15 protein-coding genes are annotated in these 20250 nt (G+C 36.2%); 13 read left to right on the forward strand and 2 right to left on the reverse strand.

Annotated features, from left to right (window positions below; translation table 11 throughout):
- Window positions 1-5 precede the first annotated feature (5 nt).
- Window positions 6-743, forward strand: a complete 738-nt coding sequence (locus G3A47_RS10690; RefSeq protein ID WP_166922147.1) for a tyrosine-protein phosphatase — start codon at window positions 6-8, stop codon at window positions 741-743.
- A gap of 150 nt (window positions 744-893) precedes the next feature.
- Here the strand turns inward: G3A47_RS10690 and G3A47_RS10695 are convergent, their stop codons facing one another.
- Window positions 894-2312, reverse strand: coding sequence for an undecaprenyl-phosphate glucose phosphotransferase (locus G3A47_RS10695; RefSeq protein WP_166922148.1), 1419 nt, complete (start codon window positions 2310-2312; stop codon window positions 894-896).
- Between the two features lie 568 nt (window positions 2313-2880).
- On the opposite strand from G3A47_RS10695, the gene G3A47_RS10700 reads away from it, so the two are divergent.
- From G3A47_RS10700 to G3A47_RS10725, 6 genes are all read left to right on the forward strand, one after another.
- The gene (locus tag G3A47_RS10700; RefSeq protein WP_166922149.1) at window positions 2881-3846 is read left to right on the forward strand and encodes a T9SS C-terminal target domain-containing protein; all 966 of its coding nucleotides are present in this window, start codon (window positions 2881-2883) and stop codon (window positions 3844-3846) included.
- Window positions 3847-4150: 304 nt separating this feature from the next.
- Complete coding sequence (locus G3A47_RS10705; protein WP_166922150.1) at window positions 4151-4558, forward strand: HYC_CC_PP family protein; 408 nt, start codon at window positions 4151-4153, stop codon at window positions 4556-4558.
- 78 nt (window positions 4559-4636) lie between these two features.
- On the forward strand, window positions 4637-6022 hold the full coding sequence (locus G3A47_RS10710; RefSeq protein ID WP_166922151.1) for a TolC family protein: 1386 nt from the start codon (window positions 4637-4639) through the stop codon (window positions 6020-6022).
- An 11-nt stretch (window positions 6023-6033) separates the two neighbouring features.
- Window positions 6034-9183 (forward strand): efflux RND transporter permease subunit, encoded by a 3150-nt coding sequence (locus G3A47_RS10715; RefSeq protein WP_166922152.1) that lies wholly within the window; start codon window positions 6034-6036, stop codon window positions 9181-9183.
- Between the two features lie 4 nt (window positions 9184-9187).
- A complete protein-coding gene (locus tag G3A47_RS10720; protein WP_166922153.1) occupies window positions 9188-10273 on the forward strand; it encodes an efflux RND transporter periplasmic adaptor subunit in 1086 nt (361 codons plus the stop codon).
- Between the two features lie 4 nt (window positions 10274-10277).
- Window positions 10278-10712, forward strand: coding sequence for a hypothetical protein (locus G3A47_RS10725; RefSeq protein WP_166922154.1), 435 nt, complete (start codon window positions 10278-10280; stop codon window positions 10710-10712).
- A gap of 268 nt (window positions 10713-10980) precedes the next feature.
- Here G3A47_RS10725 and G3A47_RS10730 read toward each other — a convergent pair whose 3' ends face one another.
- Complete coding sequence (locus tag G3A47_RS10730; protein ID WP_166922155.1) at window positions 10981-11415, reverse strand: DUF6326 family protein; 435 nt, start codon at window positions 11413-11415, stop codon at window positions 10981-10983.
- 234 nt (window positions 11416-11649) lie between these two features.
- Between G3A47_RS10730 and G3A47_RS10735 the strand changes: the two genes are divergently transcribed.
- From G3A47_RS10735 to secA, 6 genes are all read left to right on the forward strand, one after another.
- Window positions 11650-13512 carry an ABC-F family ATP-binding cassette domain-containing protein gene (locus G3A47_RS10735; RefSeq protein ID WP_166922156.1) on the forward strand — a complete coding sequence of 621 codons (1863 nt, stop codon included), beginning with the start codon at window positions 11650-11652 and terminating at the stop codon, window positions 13510-13512.
- A gap of 146 nt (window positions 13513-13658) precedes the next feature.
- Window positions 13659-14450, forward strand: coding sequence for an O-methyltransferase (locus G3A47_RS10740; RefSeq protein WP_166922157.1), 792 nt, complete (start codon window positions 13659-13661; stop codon window positions 14448-14450).
- Between the two features lie 323 nt (window positions 14451-14773).
- Complete coding sequence (locus G3A47_RS10745) at window positions 14774-15460, forward strand: ABC transporter ATP-binding protein (protein ID WP_166922158.1); 687 nt, start codon at window positions 14774-14776, stop codon at window positions 15458-15460.
- Between the two features lie 104 nt (window positions 15461-15564).
- A complete protein-coding gene (locus G3A47_RS10750) occupies window positions 15565-16134 on the forward strand; it encodes a cob(I)yrinic acid a,c-diamide adenosyltransferase (protein ID WP_166922159.1) in 570 nt (189 codons plus the stop codon).
- Between the two features lie 318 nt (window positions 16135-16452).
- Window positions 16453-16674 (forward strand): DUF2795 domain-containing protein, encoded by a 222-nt coding sequence (locus G3A47_RS10755; RefSeq protein WP_007138072.1) that lies wholly within the window; start codon window positions 16453-16455, stop codon window positions 16672-16674.
- A gap of 87 nt (window positions 16675-16761) precedes the next feature.
- The gene (gene secA, locus G3A47_RS10760; protein WP_166922160.1) at window positions 16762-20103 is read left to right on the forward strand and encodes a preprotein translocase subunit SecA; all 3342 of its coding nucleotides are present in this window, start codon (window positions 16762-16764) and stop codon (window positions 20101-20103) included.
- Window positions 20104-20250 lie beyond the last annotated feature (147 nt).

Raw genomic sequence — 20250 nt, forward strand, 5'->3', positions numbered from 1 at the left:
GCCGCATGTTATCATTTTTTAAATCAAAACCGCTTCTTAAAGATCTTCTCTCCGAAAATTATGTCGATATTCATTCCCATTTACTGCCGGGAATCGATGATGGCGCAAAAACGATAGCCGAAACTACAGCCCTTACCAAGGGTTTTCAGGAAATTGGAATTTCGCAATTTATTACAACGCCACATATCAAACGTCATTTTTGGGATAATTCGTCTCAGACAATTAGTACAAAGCAAAAAGAAACGGCACTTGTATTAGAAGATAGCAACGTTAAAATTCCATTTCGGGCTGCTGCGGAATATTTTATGGATGATTGGTTTGAGAATCATTTTAAAACTGAAAAACTACTTACCTTAAAGGACAATTATGTATTGGTTGAGATATCCTATATAAACCCACCGATACAATTACACAAAACGCTATTTGATTTACAGGTTGCCGGTTACATCCCTGTTCTGGCACATCCTGAAAGATATTCGTATTATCATAAAAATTTTGCTGAGTACGAAAAGCTAAAAAAAACCGGTTGCCTATTCCAATTGAATTTACTGGCTACAGTTGGCTATTACGGTCCTCAGGTTACCCAAATTACCGAAGAGTTGCTAAAAAAAGGAATGTATGATTTTGTAGGGTCAGATGTGCACCATCATACCCATCTTAAGGAATTTTATAACAAAGTAAAAGTGCGCAACATTACCGGTTTAACCGAAATTATTTCGAACAATCATTTTTTTCGTTTCTAATAATTCAGATAGTAAAATGTGAAATGTGAGATGGGAAAGTAAGCCATTCATTAAGTTTTGTTTCTATAAACAAAATTTATCATTACTCAGACTTGCATTTCACTTTTCACTTTTCACTTTTCACAACTAGCAACTAGCAACTAGAATTATTTAATAAGCGTTCTCTTCTCCACTAAAAACATTGATAATAGTTCTGACAATAATTTTCATATCCAATAGCAAACTCCAGTTTTCGATATACCAAATATCATACTCAACCCGGTTTTCCATATCGATGAGTTCTTTTGTTTCACCACGATAACCATTAACCTGCGCCCAACCTGTTATCCCGGGTTTTGCATATTGTCTTACCAAATAATTATTTATCAACTCGCTGTATTCTTTTGCGAGATTTACCATATGCGGTCTTGGTCCTACGACAGACATATCTCCTAAAAAGACATTAAAAAACTGTGGTAATTCGTCGACACTTGTTTTCCGAATAAAAGAACCAAATCGGGTAATCCTGCTGTCTCCTTTGCCTGCTTGTTTGTCATGTGCCAAATCATTGACATACATGCTTCTGAATTTAAAACACATAAAACTTTGATTGTCTCTCCCCGATCGTTCCTGTTTAAAAAAAACCGGCCCCGGCGATTCTATTTTAATAATCAGCGCTACTATTGGCACAAGCCATGGGAAAATCAGTAAAATAACAGCCAGCGAAAAACAAATATCAAATATCTTCTTAACAAGTCTGTTTGAAGCAAATTCTAAAGGTTCAGGCCGAAACATCAGAACAGGTGTGTTTTCATAAAAAACAACCTCAACCTTACTTGATTTAGTGTACAATTGAAAATCAGGTATGAACTTGATTCGAATCATATTCTGATCACAAATTTTAATGAGTCTATTGATTACTTCGACTTTATCGATATGAAGCGCCACATACATCTCATCAATCTTCTCTCTGTCGATAAAGTCCTGAATTCCGTCAAATTCTCCTAAAAATGGGCCTGATATATTTGGAGAAACTGCTGTTTTATCATCAAAAAAGCCTAAAAAACGATAGCCATAGGTTAAATCCTTGGCCAGTATTTTACGCATTCTTTCTCCGGTATCGTTAGCTCCAACAATAATCACCTTTTGAAAATTATAGCCGTTGGCTCTTATTTTCTTTAGAATTTTCATAATTATATACCTAAATATCATAATGATAAAAAAGAAAAACAAATAAAAGAACAGCAGCCTAAGTCTTGAAACGTCTTCGTATTTTAAAAAAACAACAAAAATCGAAACAATCGCAGCATGAATAAGGATTTTATTTATAGTTCTTCGTAATATTGATTCGATGCGCTCAATTCGCACCATTCGGTATGAATCTCTGTAAAGCAACAAACCAATCCAGATTAAATTCATTAGTAACATAACTGCTCTCTCTTCTTTTGAAGAAAGCTCCTGTAGATTTCCAAACCTCGCCAAGGCTGAAAGATTAATCGCTGCATTTAATAATAAAATATCAAAACAAACAAACAAAAGTTTGAAATAACGGGAGATACGGTAATTGGAGAGCTTCTGTGAAATTGTCATATTTGGGGAACCAAGCTTAATCGTTTTGAATCTAAACTTAATAAAATTTTACTTACGCAAAGTACTATTTTAATTATACAATTCAAGATGTTAATTATAATAATCTGTTTAATTGTAATACAAATCGAAACCGCATTACAGCTATAAAATGAAACCACTTGAGAATGAGCTGTCCAATTGTACGGTTCTTACCAAAAAGTTTCTTACTCTCATCGGCTATCTCTTTTACTTTACTTACTCCTTTCCGAATTCGATCCTACAAGCAATTTGATTTTTATCAACTCTTTCAAAAAACATGCTCTAAATTGATAGCACAAATCTAATCCGAAATTACAGAATAAAGGCATCTAAAATTACAATGAGTTAATATCCGCATAGTTTTAGTTTATAAATAATAATTCATCCCGCATAATTAGAAAAAATCTGACCTAATTTCAGTTCAGTAAAACACTGTTTTAATGCAAGAACCACAAAAAACTTCTACTTCTTATGTTAACTGACAATCTAAAATCAGTCTCTTAAATTATTTTTTTTTACTTTTAACTGACCTGATCGTAACGTTTACGCAATGATAAAAACAATTTCACTATTTCTTTTAACCCTATCGTCAACATATGGTCAAATTTCGGGTTGTACAGATCCGTTTTCTCAAAATTACAATCCGTCCGCCACATTAAATGACGGAAGTTGTTTATATCACAACTTAAAGATAAAACCGGAATACTCGATTAAATTAAGCGATTCTTTAAAAGAAACTTCCGGCCTGATTGCTTTTGGTAACCTGTTATGGACCCACAATGACGATCATGATACCACCGTTTATGGATTAGATTCTCTGGGAAAAATCAGAAAAAAAATTCTTCTTAACCACGTCGTTAATCAGGACTGGGAAGAGATTTCGCAAGATAGTACACATATGTACGTAGGCGATTTCGGGAATAACTTGCGCGGAAACCGAACCGATCTGCATATTTTGAAAATAGCAAAAAAGTCCCTTTTAGAAGAAAGTCCAATTATAGATACTATTTCTTTTTCCTATTCCGGCCAAAACGATTTCACAGCTAAGAAAGGTAACACAACCAATTTTGATTGTGAGGCCTTTATTGTATCCAAAGACAGTATTTATTTGTTTACCAAGGAATGGAGTTCTTCTAAAACCAGCATTTATGCATTGCCAAACAAACCAGGAAATCATATTGCCCAATACCAAGAAACTATCAATACAGAGGGCTTAGTAACTGGTGCCACTTATTTGGAATCCAAAAAACTGATTGTGCTTTGTGGTTATTCAAAAACAGGAAAAACCTTTTTATATCTTTTATACGATTTTAAAGATCATCTTTTCTCCAGTGGAAATAAAAGGAAGATTAATTTAAAATTACGTTTTCATCAAATAGAAGGAATAGCAACTCCGGATGGGTTACATTATTACCTGACTAATGAGTCTTTGGTTCGAAAACCGATTCTAAATGTTCCGCAACAATTGCACTATTTGGATTTAAGTCCTCTTTTAAATTTCTATCTGACACCATAATTGCTAAAGATCAGAAAAAAGTTTAACACGAATTACACAAATTTTCACGAATTGTTTTGTTTTACTTCAAACTAAATCATTGAATAGCAAGTACGAAACAGAAAAAAAATCCTTTTAATCTGTGGCCATTCTTTTTTTTACCACAGATTAAATGAATTAAAGTGATCATTTTTAAAATTTAATTCGTGAAAATTCGTGCAATTCGCGGCAAGCTTCTTTCTTGTGATCTTAGTAAATTTTACAAATCTCTCCCAAAATTATACAACAACCGCTTTAAAGAAGAGAACGACCTTTGTGCTCTGATATGAAAAAAGCATTTATCCTATTCCTCTCTTTCTTTTATTTGGTATTGTCCAGTGGCTTTACCAAGAACATTCATATTTGTAAAGGAATTCAACAGGAGACTTACTTTTTTGCTAAAAATAAAGAAGGGCAACCGTGCAGCAAATGTGCCCGAAAAGATGGAAAAATACTTAAGAACTGCTGCAAGCATGAAACCAAGCTGGTAAAAATAACCGAAAAGGCTCAAAAAACGTCTACTGATAATCCTGTTTTAAAATATTCGGGAATTGCCTTGCCTTTCCATTTTTTTAAAATTGTATTTGGGTACGAACTTCCCCAAATAAAAAACTCCTCCTTTTCAGATGTACTAACAAGCATTCCGATCCGGAATACTTTACTCTACATCTACTATTGCGTTTACCGTATTTGATTTTATACAATTGAATAAATCTGGCTCTTTTCAAAGAAGTGCCTAGGATTTCTATTGTTTAATTTTAAATATAAATGTATGAAAATGCAATTTTTTGCATGGGTATTCTTTGGTTTTACCACAGTAAATCTGTCGGCACAAACCATAACACTACCCAATGCACTTGAACATGCTGTTCAAAATTTTGAAAAAATAAAAGCCAAAGAAGCCTTGGTCTTGGCTTCTAAAGAAAATACAACGTATCAAAAAAGCCAGTATTTACCTGACTTTACTTTGATGGCGCAACAAAGTTATGGAACCATTAATGCTCAAAACGGCCCTTTATACGGTTATGGTGGTTTGGGTGTTGCTTCTACTTCTATGCCTTTGCAGGAGCAAAACTGGAATGCCGCTTTTGGTTCACTTTATCTGGCAAACTTTAACTGGAACCTCTTTACTTTTGGCAAAATAAAAAACCAGGTAGCCATAGCCAAAGCCGATGAAACGGTTGCTCAAAAAGATCTGGAGCAACTGAAATTCCAGCATCAGGTAAAAGTTGGCGCTGCTTATCTGAACCTTTTGGCTGCACAACGCATCAAGTTTGTACAGGATAAAAATCTCGAGCGTGCCGAAGTGGTTGCCACTACAACAGAAAGCCGCTCTAATAGCGGTCTGATTCCCGAAGTTGATTTTTCTTTAGCGAAAGCAGAAGTTGCCAATGCCAAATCGGCGGTAATAAAAGCCTTTGATTTAGAACTTGATTACTCCAAAGCACTTGCTGTTATGATGGGAGTAGAATATCAAAAATACGAACTGGACAGTTTCTTTACTAAAAAAATACCAGCGGTACTTTTGGAATCTTCAGTAACAACCGACAAACATCCTATTTTGGAATGGCAAAACAGTACTATTCAAAAAAGCATGCAACAAGAGAAATTGCAATCTGCTCTTGGACTTCCGTCAATTTCGTCATTTGGTGTGTTACAAGGTCGTGGTTCAGGTTTTGACTGGAATTATGTTCAGGACAATGCTGCTTTTTCCAAATCTTATTCTGATGGTGTTGGTATAGACCGCAGCAATTATATTGTGGGTATTGGTATCAGTTGGAACCTGATGAATTTATATCGTCAATCTTCAAAAAAGAAAGAACAAAAGTTCATTACGCAATCATTGCAGAAAGAATATGATTATATGAATCAGGAGCTCACGGCACAACAAAAGCTGGCGGACGATAAACTAAAAAATGCCTTTGAAAATTTTAAAGAAACAGAGACACAAGTAAAAGCTGCTACTGAAGCCTACCAGCAACATACAGCACTGTACAATAACGGATTAACCACTATTGTTGACCTGACACAATCTTTTTACACGCTCAACAGAGCCGAAATTGACTACGAAATAGCACAAAACAACATCTGGCAGGCCTTATGGATTAAAGCTGCTGCCAAAGGTGACCTGACTATTTTATTAAATGCTATTTACTAAAGCCTAACACTATGAATTTAATACGTTTTGCCCTGCGCAAGCCCATCTCTATTATGGTGATGGTGCTGGGACTTTTGTTCTTCGGAATTAAAGCGACCAAAGATATAAAGGTAGACATACTGCCCGATATGAATCTTCCTGTTGTGTATATAGCCCATTCTTTTAATGGTTATACTCCACAACAAATGGAAGGCTACTTTACAAAAATGTATGTTAATATGATGCTGTTCACCAGTGGTATCGAAAGCATAGAAACCAAGAATACGCAAGGACTTACCTTAATGAAAATCAACTTTTATGAGGGTACCAATATGGGACAGGCGATTGCCGAAATCAATGCCTTATCCAATCGCTCGCAAGTATTCTTGCCTCCCGGTGCTCCGCCTCCGTTCATTATCAGATTTGATGCATCGTCACAACCTGTGGGACAATTGGTTTTTAAAAGTAACTCCAAAACCAACAATGAGTTACAGGATATTGCCAATTTTACCGCACGACCATTTTTGATTAAAATTCCTGGGTTGACAACGGCTCCTCCTTTTGGCGGAAGCCCAAGAACCATCGAAATCAATATCGATCCGAACAAATTGCGTACTCATCAATTGACTCCTGAGCAAATTGTAGAGGCCATTAGCCGCAATAATATTACTTCTCCATCGGGAAATATATATGTAGATGATATTAATTATTTAACTCCTACAAACAATACAATTAAAGAAGTTGCCGATTTTGGAAATATTCCAATCTTTAAAAACGGTGTAGATAATGTTTATATCCGCGATATCGCAACGGTAAAAGACGGAGCCGATATTACAACCGGTTATGCCTTGATTAACGGAACACGTTCGGTTTATATCAATATCGCAAAATCAGGTAATGCCTCGACATGGGATGTGGTGAAAAATTTAAAAAAAGCCATTCCGATGATCCAGAACAATTTGCCCGAAGATGTAACCATCTCTTATGAATTTGACCAATCGGTATATGTGATCAATGCGGTAAAAAGTTTGATTTTGGAAGGTGTTTTAGGAGCTTTGTTAACCGGATTGATGGTTTTATTATTCCTGCGTGATAACAGAGCGGCTTTAATTGTGGTATTAACCATTCCGATTTCGATTATCTCGGGAGTCTTATTTTTGAAATTATTCGGGCAGAGTATCAACATTATGTCGCTATCCGGACTGGCTTTGGCAATTGGTATTCTAGTTGACGAAAGTACCGTTACAATCGAAAACATCCATCAGCATCTGGCAATGGGCAAAACAAAAGCCAAAGCAATACTTGATGCTTGTCGCGAAATTGCCTTCCCTAAACTATTAATTCTGCTTTGTATTCTGGCTGTATTTGCACCTGCTTTTATGATGACAGGAATACCGGGTTCTTTATTTATGCCATTGGCACTGGCTATTGGATTTTCAATGATTTTATCGTTTATCCTGTCTCAAACCTTTGTTCCTGTAATGGCCAATTGGTTAATGAAAGTTAAAGCGGAAAATCACGAACATAAGGAAGACAAGTTTGATGCTTTTAAAAATCGTTTTGTAACATTTCTTCAATCTATTATGCAAAAACGCAAAACAATTCTGACTGTTAGTTTTGTTTTGGTTGCACTAGGCATTTTTATTACCTATAATGTTACAGGAAAAGATGTACTGCCAACCGTAAATTCAAGTCAGTTTCAGGTACGTATAAAAGCACCGGAAGGAACCCGCATTGAAAAAACCGAATTAAAAATCAAGCAGGTTTTGCGCGAAATGGAAACTGTAATTGGCAAAAAACACATTGCTATTTCTTCGGTATTTATTGGTCAGCATCCTTCATCCTTTGCTGTAAGTCCGATTTACCTGTATAACGCAGGACCACACGAGGCTTTGATGCAAATAGCATTAAAAGATTATGAAGGAAACACAAACGATTTAAAAGAAAAAATTCGACATCATATGAAAGAAAAAATGCCCGAGCTGCATTTTTCCTTTGAACCAATAGAGCTAACAGAAAAGATTTTAAGTCAGGGTACCAATACGCCTATTGAAGTTCGTTTCTCCGGAATGATGAAAAAAATGAATGTGATGTATGCCAACAAACTATTGGCTAAACTAAAGGAGATTGACTATTTAAGAGATCAGCAAATTCCACAATCCTTAAATTATCCGGCTTTCGAAATTAATATCGACAGATTAAAAGCCGCACAATTAGGAATTGATGCTCAGGATATTGCTCGTTCCCTAGTTCCGGTTACAGCTTCTTCCCGTTACACCAGCAAAAATATGTGGGTAGGCGGAATGATGGGAATCGCCTATGATGTACAGGTGCAAACACCTCAAAACATATTAACCACTAAAGATGAATTGCTTAATATTCCGCTGGGAAAAAACTCCGACCGACCGGTTCTTGGCGATGTAGCTACAATTACACCAACCAAAGTTCTGGGAGAAAGCTACAACTTGGGAACAATGGGTTACACCCCGGTTACTGCCAATATTCATAATGCTGATTTAGGCAGAGCCCAAAAAGATGTACAAGCAGCAATCGCTTCTTTGGGAGAGTTACCAAAAGGAATAAATATTCAAATCTCAGGAATGGTACCCGTTCTGGACGAAACCATGAACAGTCTGGCTGTAGGATTATTAATTGCCATTATTGTTATCTTTTTGATGTTGGCAGCCAATTTCCAGTCGTTCAAAGTTTCATTTGTAATTCTTACCACCGTACCCTTTGTAATATTAGGATCACTCCTACTGATGAAAGCTACGGGCTCAACCTTAAATCTGCAATCTTATATGGGAATTATCATGTCGGTGGGAGTTTCTATTGCCAACGCCGTCTTATTGATAAGCAATGCTGAAACATTACGAATGGAAAACGGAAATGCATTAAGTTCAGCCATTCAGGCAGCCTCACTCCGTATTCGTCCAATTATTATGACCACACTGGCTATGATTGCAGGTATGTTGCCTATGGCTATCGGACATGGCGAAGGTGGTGATCAAGTTGCCCCATTAGGAAGAGCCGTAATCGGTGGATTAATTGCCTCATCCTTTAGTGTATTACTGCTATTACCGCTAGTATTTGTATGGATACAAGGCAAAGCCTCTACACAATCCCCTTCATTGGATCCGGAAGACGAAAACAGTACATATTATTTAACATCAGAAAAATAAAATCATGAAACTAATTTATTATATCCTTATCGGAATTGTATTTGCATCCTGCAATTCAGAAAACAAAAAGGCCGAAAAACCAGGCGCGATGCCAATGATGATGCCCAATTTTGAAACAGTGTCTATCAAAAAAAGCAATCCTCTTGTCCCCTTAAAATTAGCGGGAGAATTAATTTCAGACCAGGAAACTGCTATTTATGCCAAAGTCAATAGCTATGTTAAAAAACTTCCCGTAGACATTGGTTCAACAGTAACAGAGGGACAAGTTATTCTTGTACTCGAAGCTCCGGAGATTCAGGCACAACTAGCCGCAGCAAAATCAAAATGGAAAGCGCAAGAAGCCATATATATTGCCACAAAATCGAACTATGATCGAATGTTTAAAGCAAATGAAACAAAAGGAGCCATTGCCAAAGACGCCTTAGATCAGATTACAGCCAGAAAACTAGCTGATCACGCGCAATTGGAAGCAGCTAAATCAGCCTATCAGGAAATACAAGTCATAAACAATTATCTGGTGATTCGTGCACCTTTTAACGGAATCGTTGCCGAAAGAAATATCGATTTGGGCTCTTATGTTGGCCCAATGGGAAAAGGCTCCGACAAACCTTTATTGGTGCTTCAGGACAACAAAAAACTGAGAGTTTCGCTTTCTGTTCCAGAAGCCAATACCGCTTATTTGAATCTGGGAGATTCGATACACTTTAAAGTCAGTTCACTTCCTCAAAAAAAGTACATGGCAAAAATATCGCGAAAATCAGGCGTCTTAGATTTCAAACTTCGCTCCGAACGCATCGAAGCCGATTTAATAAAAATCTTTCCTGAACTAAAACCGCTAATGGTGGTAGAAGCAATGCTTCCGTTACAAGCAAAAGAAGCCACCTTTTTCATTCCGAAAACAGCTTTGGTGGAAAGCAATATTGGGATTTATGTAATTCGTGTCGAAAACGGAATAACGAAAAACATTCCTGTTGCCAAAGGACGTCCGTTAATGGATAAAATCGAAGTTTTCGGCGAATTAAACGAAGGAGACAACCTACTCCTAAAAGCTACAGAAGAAATAACAGAAGGAACAAAAATTAAAAAATAAAGCAATGATCACCTATAGCAAATACTTAATTATCGCTGCAGTCACTGCAATATTCATTTCGTGCAAAGACAAAGAAAACAAAGCGCAAGTCATAACGCAAACTCAACAAGAACAGCCCATACAGCAAAACACGACTCCCAACAAAGCCCAACATGTTCCTAACGATGAAGTATGTATGGTCAATAACAAACACATGGGCAAAAAACAAATAGAAGTTCCGTTTGATGGAAAAATGTACTACGGATGTTGCAATATGTGTGTAGAACGCATCCCATCTGACGAAACGGTCCGAAATGCAACAGACCCTCTTACCGGACAAAAAATCGACAAAGCCTCAGCCTATATTGTATCACTAAACGAAGAAGGAAACGTCGCTTATTTCGAATCACAAGAAAATTTCCAAAAGTTTATAAAAGAAAATCAACCTATAAAAAACTAGTTTCGGAAAATTTATAAGCTAAAATTCTTCATACCAAAAATCCACTTTACTAACAATAGAGTGGATTTTTTTGTTTGTTAAAACATCACTTTAAGGAACTAATTATTTCATCGGTTCGCTCGCGCTAATAATAAATCAGAGAAAAAAATCCTTTTAATCAGTGAAATCAGTGGCTATACTTTTTTGCCACAGATTAAAGGCATTAAACTGGTTTTTCTAAATTTTAAAATTCAATTCGTGATAATTCGTGTAATTCGTAGCTAGTATTCTAGTGGGCTGTTCTGGGCCATTTATAGGCATACCAAACGATTAATGCTGTAATACAACTTTCAACTACTGCAAGAAATACGTAGAAAGTCCACCATGGGGCAATGGTAGTAACGGCTATCAATACCATAATTGCGGTGTACAAAACTCCAAAAACGATATTTAACCCTCGGTTTATTTTAGGTTTTAGTACCACTGACAAAAAAATCATTAAGGCCGGAATTGTCATCAATAGTGCTGCAGCAAATAATTTCACCGGAGAATCCAACAATGTTTCACCACTTATAAAATCCTGAACTTTACCCGGCACATAAAGTGAAAAATAATCTCCATAGATATAACAAAACATAATCGACGACCACATAGCCGAAAGTTTTATTTTTATGTTTATTTCGAAGTCTGCAAATTTCCCGGAGTTGGTTTCGTTTTTACTCATCTTTAAGGTTTTAGGTTTTCTTAATAGGTCTGAGATTTTCAGAAATTGTTACAGGTTGTTTTTTTTGGATTATAACGTATTTATGTCAAAATTTGGCCATCTATAAAAGCTCTTTTTTTGTTTGCTCCAAAAACCTATCTTTGCGCCATCTTTTTTAGAACACTCAAAAGTTAGAGGCTAAATTAGTTATCTATTTTTAAACATAAAAAAACTGACTTTCAGTTACCCATTTTCATGAATTACCTATCTGTAGAGAATATATCCAAATCTTTTGGCGAAAGAACCTTATTTGACAACATCTCATTTGGAATCAATAAAGACCAAAAAATTGCTTTTATTGCCAAAAATGGTTCAGGAAAAACAACCATCATGAGTATTATTAATGGTTTAGACGAGCCTGATACCGGTCAGGTAGTTTTAAGAAAAGGGATTCGAATGGCGTTTCTTTCGCAAGACAATAATCTTCAGGACGAATTGACGATTGAAGAAAGTATTTTTGCTTCAGACAATGAGACTCTTAAGATAATTGAAGCCTACGAAAAAGCATTAGAAAATCCAAACGATGAAGAAGCGTATCAAAAAGCTTTTGACGGAATGGATCAGCACAATGCGTGGGACTTTGAAACGCAATACAAGCAGATTTTATTCAAATTAAAACTGGAAGATTTTAAACTAAAAGTAAAAAATCTTTCAGGAGGACAGAAAAAACGTCTTTCATTGGCTATCATTTTGATCAACCGTCCAGATCTGTTGATTTTAGATGAGCCAACCAACCACTTGGACTTGGAAATGATCGAATGGCTTGAAAGTTATTTTGCCAAAGAAAACATTACGTTGTTTATGGTAACTCACGACCGTTTCTTTCTGGAACGTGTTTGTAATGAAATCATCGAATTAGACAACGGAAAACTATATCAATACAAAGGAAATTACTCCTACTACTTAGAGAAAAAAGAAGAACGAATTACTTCTGAAAATGCCAGCATTGACAAAGCCAAAAACTTGTTCGTAAAAGAATTAGAGTGGATGCGTCGCCAGCCAAAAGCGAGAACGACAAAATCAAAATCGCGTCAGGATGACTTTTACGTAATCAAAGAAAAAGCACAAAGCCGACGAAAAGAAAACAAAGTAGAGCTTGAAATCAATATGGAAAGAATGGGAAGCAAAATTGTTGAGCTTCACAAAATTTCCAAAAAATTCAAAGACCATGTGATTCTGGATAATTTCAGTTTTGATTTTCAACGTGGTGAACGTATTGGAATCATTGGTAAAAACGGAACGGGAAAATCAACTTTCCTGAATCTTCTTACCGGAACACTTCCGCTTGATAGTGGTCGTGTAGTAAAAGGTGACACCATCAAAATCGGTTATTACACCCAAAGCGGAATCAATCCGAAACCGGGTCAGCGTGTTATTGATATTATTAAAGAATATGGCGAATTTATTCCACTTGCAAAAGGAAGAATGATTTCAGCCTCACAATTGTTAGAGCGTTTTCTTTTTGATGCTAAAAAACAATACGACTATGTCGAAAAGTTAAGCGGTGGGGAATTAAAACGTTTGTATTTATGTACCGTTTTAATTCAAAATCCAAACTTCCTGATTCTTGATGAGCCAACAAACGATTTGGATATTGTTACGCTGAATGTTTTGGAAAGTTTCCTTTTAGATTACCCGGGTTGCTTACTGGTAGTTTCGCATGACCGTTATTTCATGGATAAAATTGTAGATCACCTATTTGTCTTTAGAGGACAGGGTGAAATCGAAAATTTTCCCGGAAACTATTCTGATTTCCGCGCTTACGAAGACAGTGCTGATGTTGCCCAAAAAGAAGAAAACAAAGCCGAAAAGAAAGATTGGAAACAAAATAACCCAACAGGAAATTTAACTTTCAACGAGCAAAAGGAATATCAAAAACTGGAACGAGAAATTAAAGACTTAGAAATCGACAAAACTAAAATCGAACAATTGTTCTCTGACGGCAAAGTAGCCGATGCTGACATCGAGAAAAAAGCGAAAGAGCTTGAAAACATTATCAAAAAAATTGACCAGAAAGAAGAGCGTTGGTTTGAGCTTTCTGCTAAAATGGAAGGATAGGGTTTATTGTTTATGTTTCAAGGTTTAGCTTGTCATTCCGAGGTACGAGGAATCACACAAGAGAATCCGTACAGCATGTCGCCAATCTTTGCCGAAATGCTGATGCGATTTCTCATTCCCAGGAATGACAACTGTAAAAATTAAATATGCTTCATATTATACAATCATACCTAAAATTCCTTTGGCATTCTAAGAACGAACATGCCGTTCATTCTCCGTTTGTATTTAATTTACTGACGAAATGTTTTTACGACAGAAAACCAAAACCCGAATATTTGCTCTTAAAAAAGTATCGGGAATCACTTCTACAAAACAAAAGCTTTATTGAAGTAACTGATTTTGGTGCCGGATCCAAAGTCTTTAAATCGAATACCCGTCAAATTGCCAAAATTGCCAAAACTGCCGGGATTTCTCCAAAACGCGCCGAATTATTATTCCGTGTTGTACGCTATTTTCAACCCAATACGATTTTAGAGATTGGAACTTCACTAGGTCTGGCTACTTCCGCCCTTGCCTTGGGGAATCCAAAAACAAAAGTAATTACCTTAGAAGGTTGTCCCGAAACGGCACATATTGCACAAAACCAATTAAAGGAATTTGACTGCGATAATGTCAAAACAGTTGTAACGGAGTTTGAAAATTATTTCAAAAGCCTTCAAAAAGACCTGAAAACCGAAACTGAAAACTTCGACTTGATCTACTTCGACGGAAATCATTCCAAAAAAGCTACTTTGGCTTATTTCGATCTTTTATTACCAACCATTACCAACGATACAGTTTGGATTTTCGATGACATTCATTGGTCTTCGGAAATGGAAGAAACCTGGGAGGTCCTTAAAAACCATCCAAAAGTAAAAGTAACCATCGATACGTTTCAGTGGGGCTTTGTCTTTTTTAGACGCGAACAGGAGAAAGAGCATTTCGTAATTAGAGCCTAATTAAACTATAAATATGATAATTAATTCAAGTTGCTAGTTGATCACTTTATTTACTTGTAATCCGAATGCAAATTTTATTTGAATAACCTCCAGTTAAAACTGGAGGCAATTGATCTAAATCAATCAAAAAATCAACATTTCTCACTTTTGGCTCTAACTTTTTATCTTTTTAGACTAGTAGCTTGAATTAATTAGAAAATTTCAGATCATTATCTAATTATCTAATCCTAAGCAAAACATTTCTGTAACAAAAATCAAATAATGCCTACTCATCAATTATTGAAAAGTGTTTTGTACTTTTAAATCCAAAATTGTAAACTGAAATGGCAAATCCATTAATTAAAATAACCGACATCAAACGAAACTTCGTTTTGGGTAATGAAATTGTTTATGTCTTAAAAGGTATTGACCTAAAAATACACAAGGGAGAGTATGTCGCTTTGATGGGACCTTCGGGCTCAGGAAAATCAACTTTAATGAATTTATTAGGTTGCCTCGATACACCAACTTCCGGGAATTATATATTAAATGGTAAAGATGTGAGCCAAATGCGCGACGACGAATTGGCAGAGATCAGAAATAAAGAAATTGGTTTTGTTTTTCAGACCTTTAATCTGTTACCCAGAACTACCGCTTTAGACAATGTGGCACTACCTATGATTTATGCCGGTCATTCTAAGTCAGAAAGGGTTGCACGTGCTACACAAGTACTAAAACAGGTAAATCTTGGAGACAGGATGGATCATCAACCGAATCAGCTTTCGGGAGGGCAGCGCCAACGTGTTGCTATTGCCCGTGCTTTGGTCAATAAACCCTCAATTATCCTGGCCGATGAACCAACAGGAAATTTGGACAGTAAAACTTCTGTCGAGATCATGAAACTTTTTAGCGACATACACGAACAAGGCAACACCGTAATTCTGGTTACACACGAAGAAGACATTGCCGCCTACGCACATCGCGTGATTCGTTTACGTGATGGCTTGATAGAAAGTGACACGAGTAAGTAATTTTAGATTACAAAAAAGTTTCAGGTTTCAAGTTTCAGGTTATAAAACTTTACAGTCTTATTCAAGAAATCTCAAAATCTCAGAACCTTAGCACCTTAAAAAAAATGAAAGTATACACAAAAACAGGAGACAAAGGCACTACCGCCCTTTTTGGTGGTGATCGCGTTCCTAAAGACCATATCAGAATTGACAGTTACGGAACTGTTGATGAGCTTAACTCTTACATCGGTCTTATCCGAGATCAGGAAATGGATGACCATTATAAAACGATTTTAATCGAAATTCAGGATCGTTTGTTTACGGTAGGCGCCATTTTGGCAACTCCTGCAGAAAAAGAAGTCTTAAAAAACGGAGAACTTCGCTTAAAAAATCTTGGAATTATCGATACCGATATCGAATTATTAGAAAAAGAGATTGATCAGATGGAAGAAAGCCTTCCGCAAATGACTCATTTTGTTTTACCGGGTGGTCATCCCACTGTGTCACATTGTCATATTGCACGTTGTATCTGTCGTCGTGCAGAGCGTTTGGCAGTACATTTAAGCCATAATGAGCATGTACCCGAAATCGCAATTCAGTACTTAAACCGACTTTCTGACTACCTTTTTGTCTTGGCACGGAAGTTGTCCTCAGACTTAAAAGCGGAGGAAGTAAAATGGATACCGAGAAAATAAATTTTCTCAAAATTCCAATTTTTGAAATCCCAAATTCCAACCAAAGATTAAAAATTCTTCGAATTTTGAAATCTTATTAAAAATTTCAAATCGGGAGCTAAAACATTAGAGTTTCACAGTCCTTTTTTTGGAATTTGGAATTTAGATATTGGGATTTAAAACTCAAATATTGGAATTTCATTTTTCGTTTTTGGAATTTGGAATTTAAATATTTGGAATTTAAAAAAAAGACGTTCTTAAATTTTCTTAAAATAAATCAAAATTTACTTGTCTTTTTCAGTAAAAAATTTATTTTTGCACAAACTAAACAGATAACAGATGTATTGGACATTAGAATTAGCATCTTATTTAAGTGATGCGCCATGGCCTGCTAACAAAGACGAACTTATTGACTACGCTATTAGAGCTGGTGCTCCGTTAGAAGTAGTAGAAAACCTTCAGTCTATCGAAGATGAAGGAGAGATATATGAATCAATGGAAGAAATTTGGCCTGATTATCCAACAGACGAAGATTATCTTTGGAATGAGGATGAATATTAAAAAATAAACCAAAGGAAAAAGTCTCATCACCGAGGCTTTTTTTTTGGTTCAAATACACATTTACATATAATAGAAATACACTAAATCATGAGTTTCATAAACAGTATTATTAAAGTCTTTGTAGGTGACAAGTCACAAAAAGATGTCAAAGCTTTACAACCTTATTTAAACAAAATTAAAACATTCGAAACCAGCCTAATGAGTTTGTCTCACGACGACTTGAGAGGCAGAACCGTGTATTTTAAAGACAGAATTAAAGAAGCCAGAGCAGACAAGGATGCTAAAATTGCAGCGCTTAAAGCTGAAGTTGAAAACATCGAAGACATCGACAAAAGAGAAGATCTTTATGATGCTATTGATACTCTTGAAAAAGAAGCATACGAAATCTCCGAGAAAACTTTATTAGAGATCTTGCCTGAGGCATTTTCTGTTGTTAAAGAAACAGCTCGTCGTTTTAAAGACAATTCATTCATCGAAGTTACAGCTACTCCAAAAGACCGCGAATTTTCAGCGGCTAAACCGTATATCGAAATTCAAGGCGATAAAGCAGTTTGGGCGAACAAATGGAATGCTGCCGGTAAAGAAATTACCTGGGACATGATTCATTATGATGTTCAGTTAATTGGAGGAATGGTTTTGCACGAAGGTAAAGTGGCCGAAATGCAAACGGGTGAAGGTAAAACATTGGTTGCTACACTTCCATTATACCTAAATGCTTTGACAGGAAACGGAGTTCACTTAGTAACTGTGAATGATTACCTTGCAAAACGTGATAGTACCTGGAAAGCACCTTTATTCGAATTCCACGGTTTAACAGTTGATTGTATCGATAATCACCAGCCAAGTACAGAACAAAGAAAAAGAGCTTACGACGCTGATATCACTTACGGAACCAACAACGAATTTGGTTTTGACTACTTAAGAGATAACATGGCACATTCGCCAAGCGATTTAGTACAAAGAAAACACAATTACGCTATTGTCGATGAGGTCGATTCTGTATTAATTGATGATGCCAGAACGCCACTTATTATTTCAGGACCGGTTCCTCAGGGAGACCGTCATGAATTTAATGAATTGAAACCAAAAATCGAAAACTTAGTAGCGCAACAACGTCAGTTAGCGAATGGTTTCTTAGCAGAGGCTAAAAAATTAATCAAAGAAGGAAACACTAAAGAAGGTGGATTCTTATTGTTAAGAGCTTACAGAAGTTTACCTAAAAATAAAGCATTAATTAAATTTTTAAGTGAAGAAGGAATCAAACAATTGCTTCAAAAAACCGAAAATCAATACATGCAGGACAACAATCGCGAAATGCATAAAGTGGACGAAGCTTTGTATTTTGTAATTGAAGAAAAAAACAATCAGGTTGAATTGACTGATAATGGTATCCAATACCTTTCAGGAGATACTGATCCGGACTTTTTCGTACTTCCGGATATCGGAACTGAAATTGCTGCTATCGAAAAGCAAAAATTAGACAAAGATGCTGAGGCTGAAGCCAGAGAGCGTTTGTTCCAGGACTTTGGAGTAAAAAGCGAGCGTATTCATACTTTAACACAACTTTTAAAAGCATATGCTTTATTTGAAAAAGATGTAGAATATGTGATCATGGACAACAAAATCATGATTGTCGATGAGCAAACAGGTCGTATCATGGATGGTCGTCGTTATTCTGACGGTTTACATCAGGCGATCGAAGCGAAAGAAAATGTAAAAATCGAAGCTGCTACACAAACATTTGCAACCGTTACATTACAGAATTACTTCAGAATGTACAGCAAATTGGGTGGTATGACGGGTACAGCAGTTACAGAAGCTGGCGAGTTATGGCAGATTTATAAATTGGATGTTGTTGAAATTCCAACCAACAGACCAATTGCAAGACAAGACAAAGAAGATTATATCTACAAAACGACACGTGAGAAATTTAACGCTGTAATTGAAGATGTAACAGAATTATCAAATGCAGGAAGACCGGTTTTGATCGGAACAACTTCTGTAGAGATCTCAGAATTATTAAGCCGAATGCTTAAAATGAGAGGCGTTACCCATAACGTTTTGAATGCTAAAATGCACAAGCAGGAAGCACAAATCGTAGAAGAAGCAGGTAAAGCCGGAGTAGTAACTATTGCAACGAATATGGCTGGTCGTGGTACCGATATTAAATTATCGCCGGAAGTAAAAGCTGCCGGAGGTTTAGCAATCGTTGGTACAGAGCGTCACGATTCCCGTCGTGTAGACAGACAGTTACGTGGTCGTGCAGGACGTCAGGGAGATCCGGGAAGTTCTCAGTTTTATGTTTCTCTTGAAGACAACCTAATGCGTTTATTCGGTTCTGAAAGAGTAGCTAAAGTAATGGACAGAATGGGATTACAGGAAGGTGAAGTTATTCAGCATTCTATGATGACCAAATCGATTGAGCGTGCTCAGAAAAAAGTAGAAGAAAACAACTTTGGTGTTCGTAAACGTTTATTAGAATATGATGACGTAATGAACTCGCAACGTGAAGTAGTATATAAACGTCGTCGTCACGCTTTGTTTGGTGAGCGTTTGAAACTGGATATCGCCAACATGCTTTACGATACTTGCGAATTAGTTGTAAGTCAAAATAAAGCAGCAAACGATTTCAAAACTTTCGAATTTGATTTGATCCGTTATTTCTCTATCACTTCTCCAATTTCTGAAGCTGATTTTACAAAATTAACAGACATCGAAATCACCGGAAAAGTATACAAAGAAACTTTAGCTTTCTACACCGAGAAAACAGAAAGAAGTGCCAGAGAAGCTTTCCCAATTATCAAAGGCGTTTTTGAAGAGCCAAACAATCATTTTGAGCGTATTGTAGTTCCGTTTACAGATGGAATCAAAACGTTGAATGTTGTGACAGACCTGAAAAAAGCTTACGATACAGAAGGCGCTCAGTTAATCGCTGATTTTGAGAAAAACATCACTCTTTCTATCGTTGATGAAGCCTGGAAAAAACATTTACGTAAAATGGACGAGTTGAAACAATCTGTTCAATTAGCCGTTCACGAACAAAAAGATCCATTGCTTATCTACAAATTAGAAGCTTTCAAATTGTTTAGAGGAATGTTAGACAACGTTAACAAAGAAGTTATTTCATTCTTATTCAAAGGTGATTTACCGGCTCAAAACGTTCCTGAAATTCAAGAAGCAAGAGAAGTTCGTCAGAAAGAAAACTTCAAATTAAGCAAAGATGAAATCGTAAACAGCGAAGACATCAATCGTGAAGCCGGACAAACGCAAGAACGTCAGGTTACGGAAACTATCGTGAGAGATATGCCAAAAATCAATCGTAATGATACTGTAACCGTTCAGGAAGTGGCTACCGGAAAAACAGAAACAATGAAATTTAAAAAAGCGGAAACTTTAATCGCCAATGGCGAATGGGTTATCGTTAAATAATTTATATTTTTTTAAAAAATAATATTCAAGCCCGGCAGGTTTTAAAAACCTGTCGGGTTTATTTTTTTAATGTCTTGTCCTGAAAAAGGTTGACTACAATCCAATTAATTATGTCAACAGAAAGGAAAGTTCTAAAAAAAGTAATGC

It is taken from the genome of Flavobacterium poyangense (assembly GCF_011751075.1).
Lineage (GTDB): Bacteria > Bacteroidota > Bacteroidia > Flavobacteriales > Flavobacteriaceae > Flavobacterium > Flavobacterium poyangense.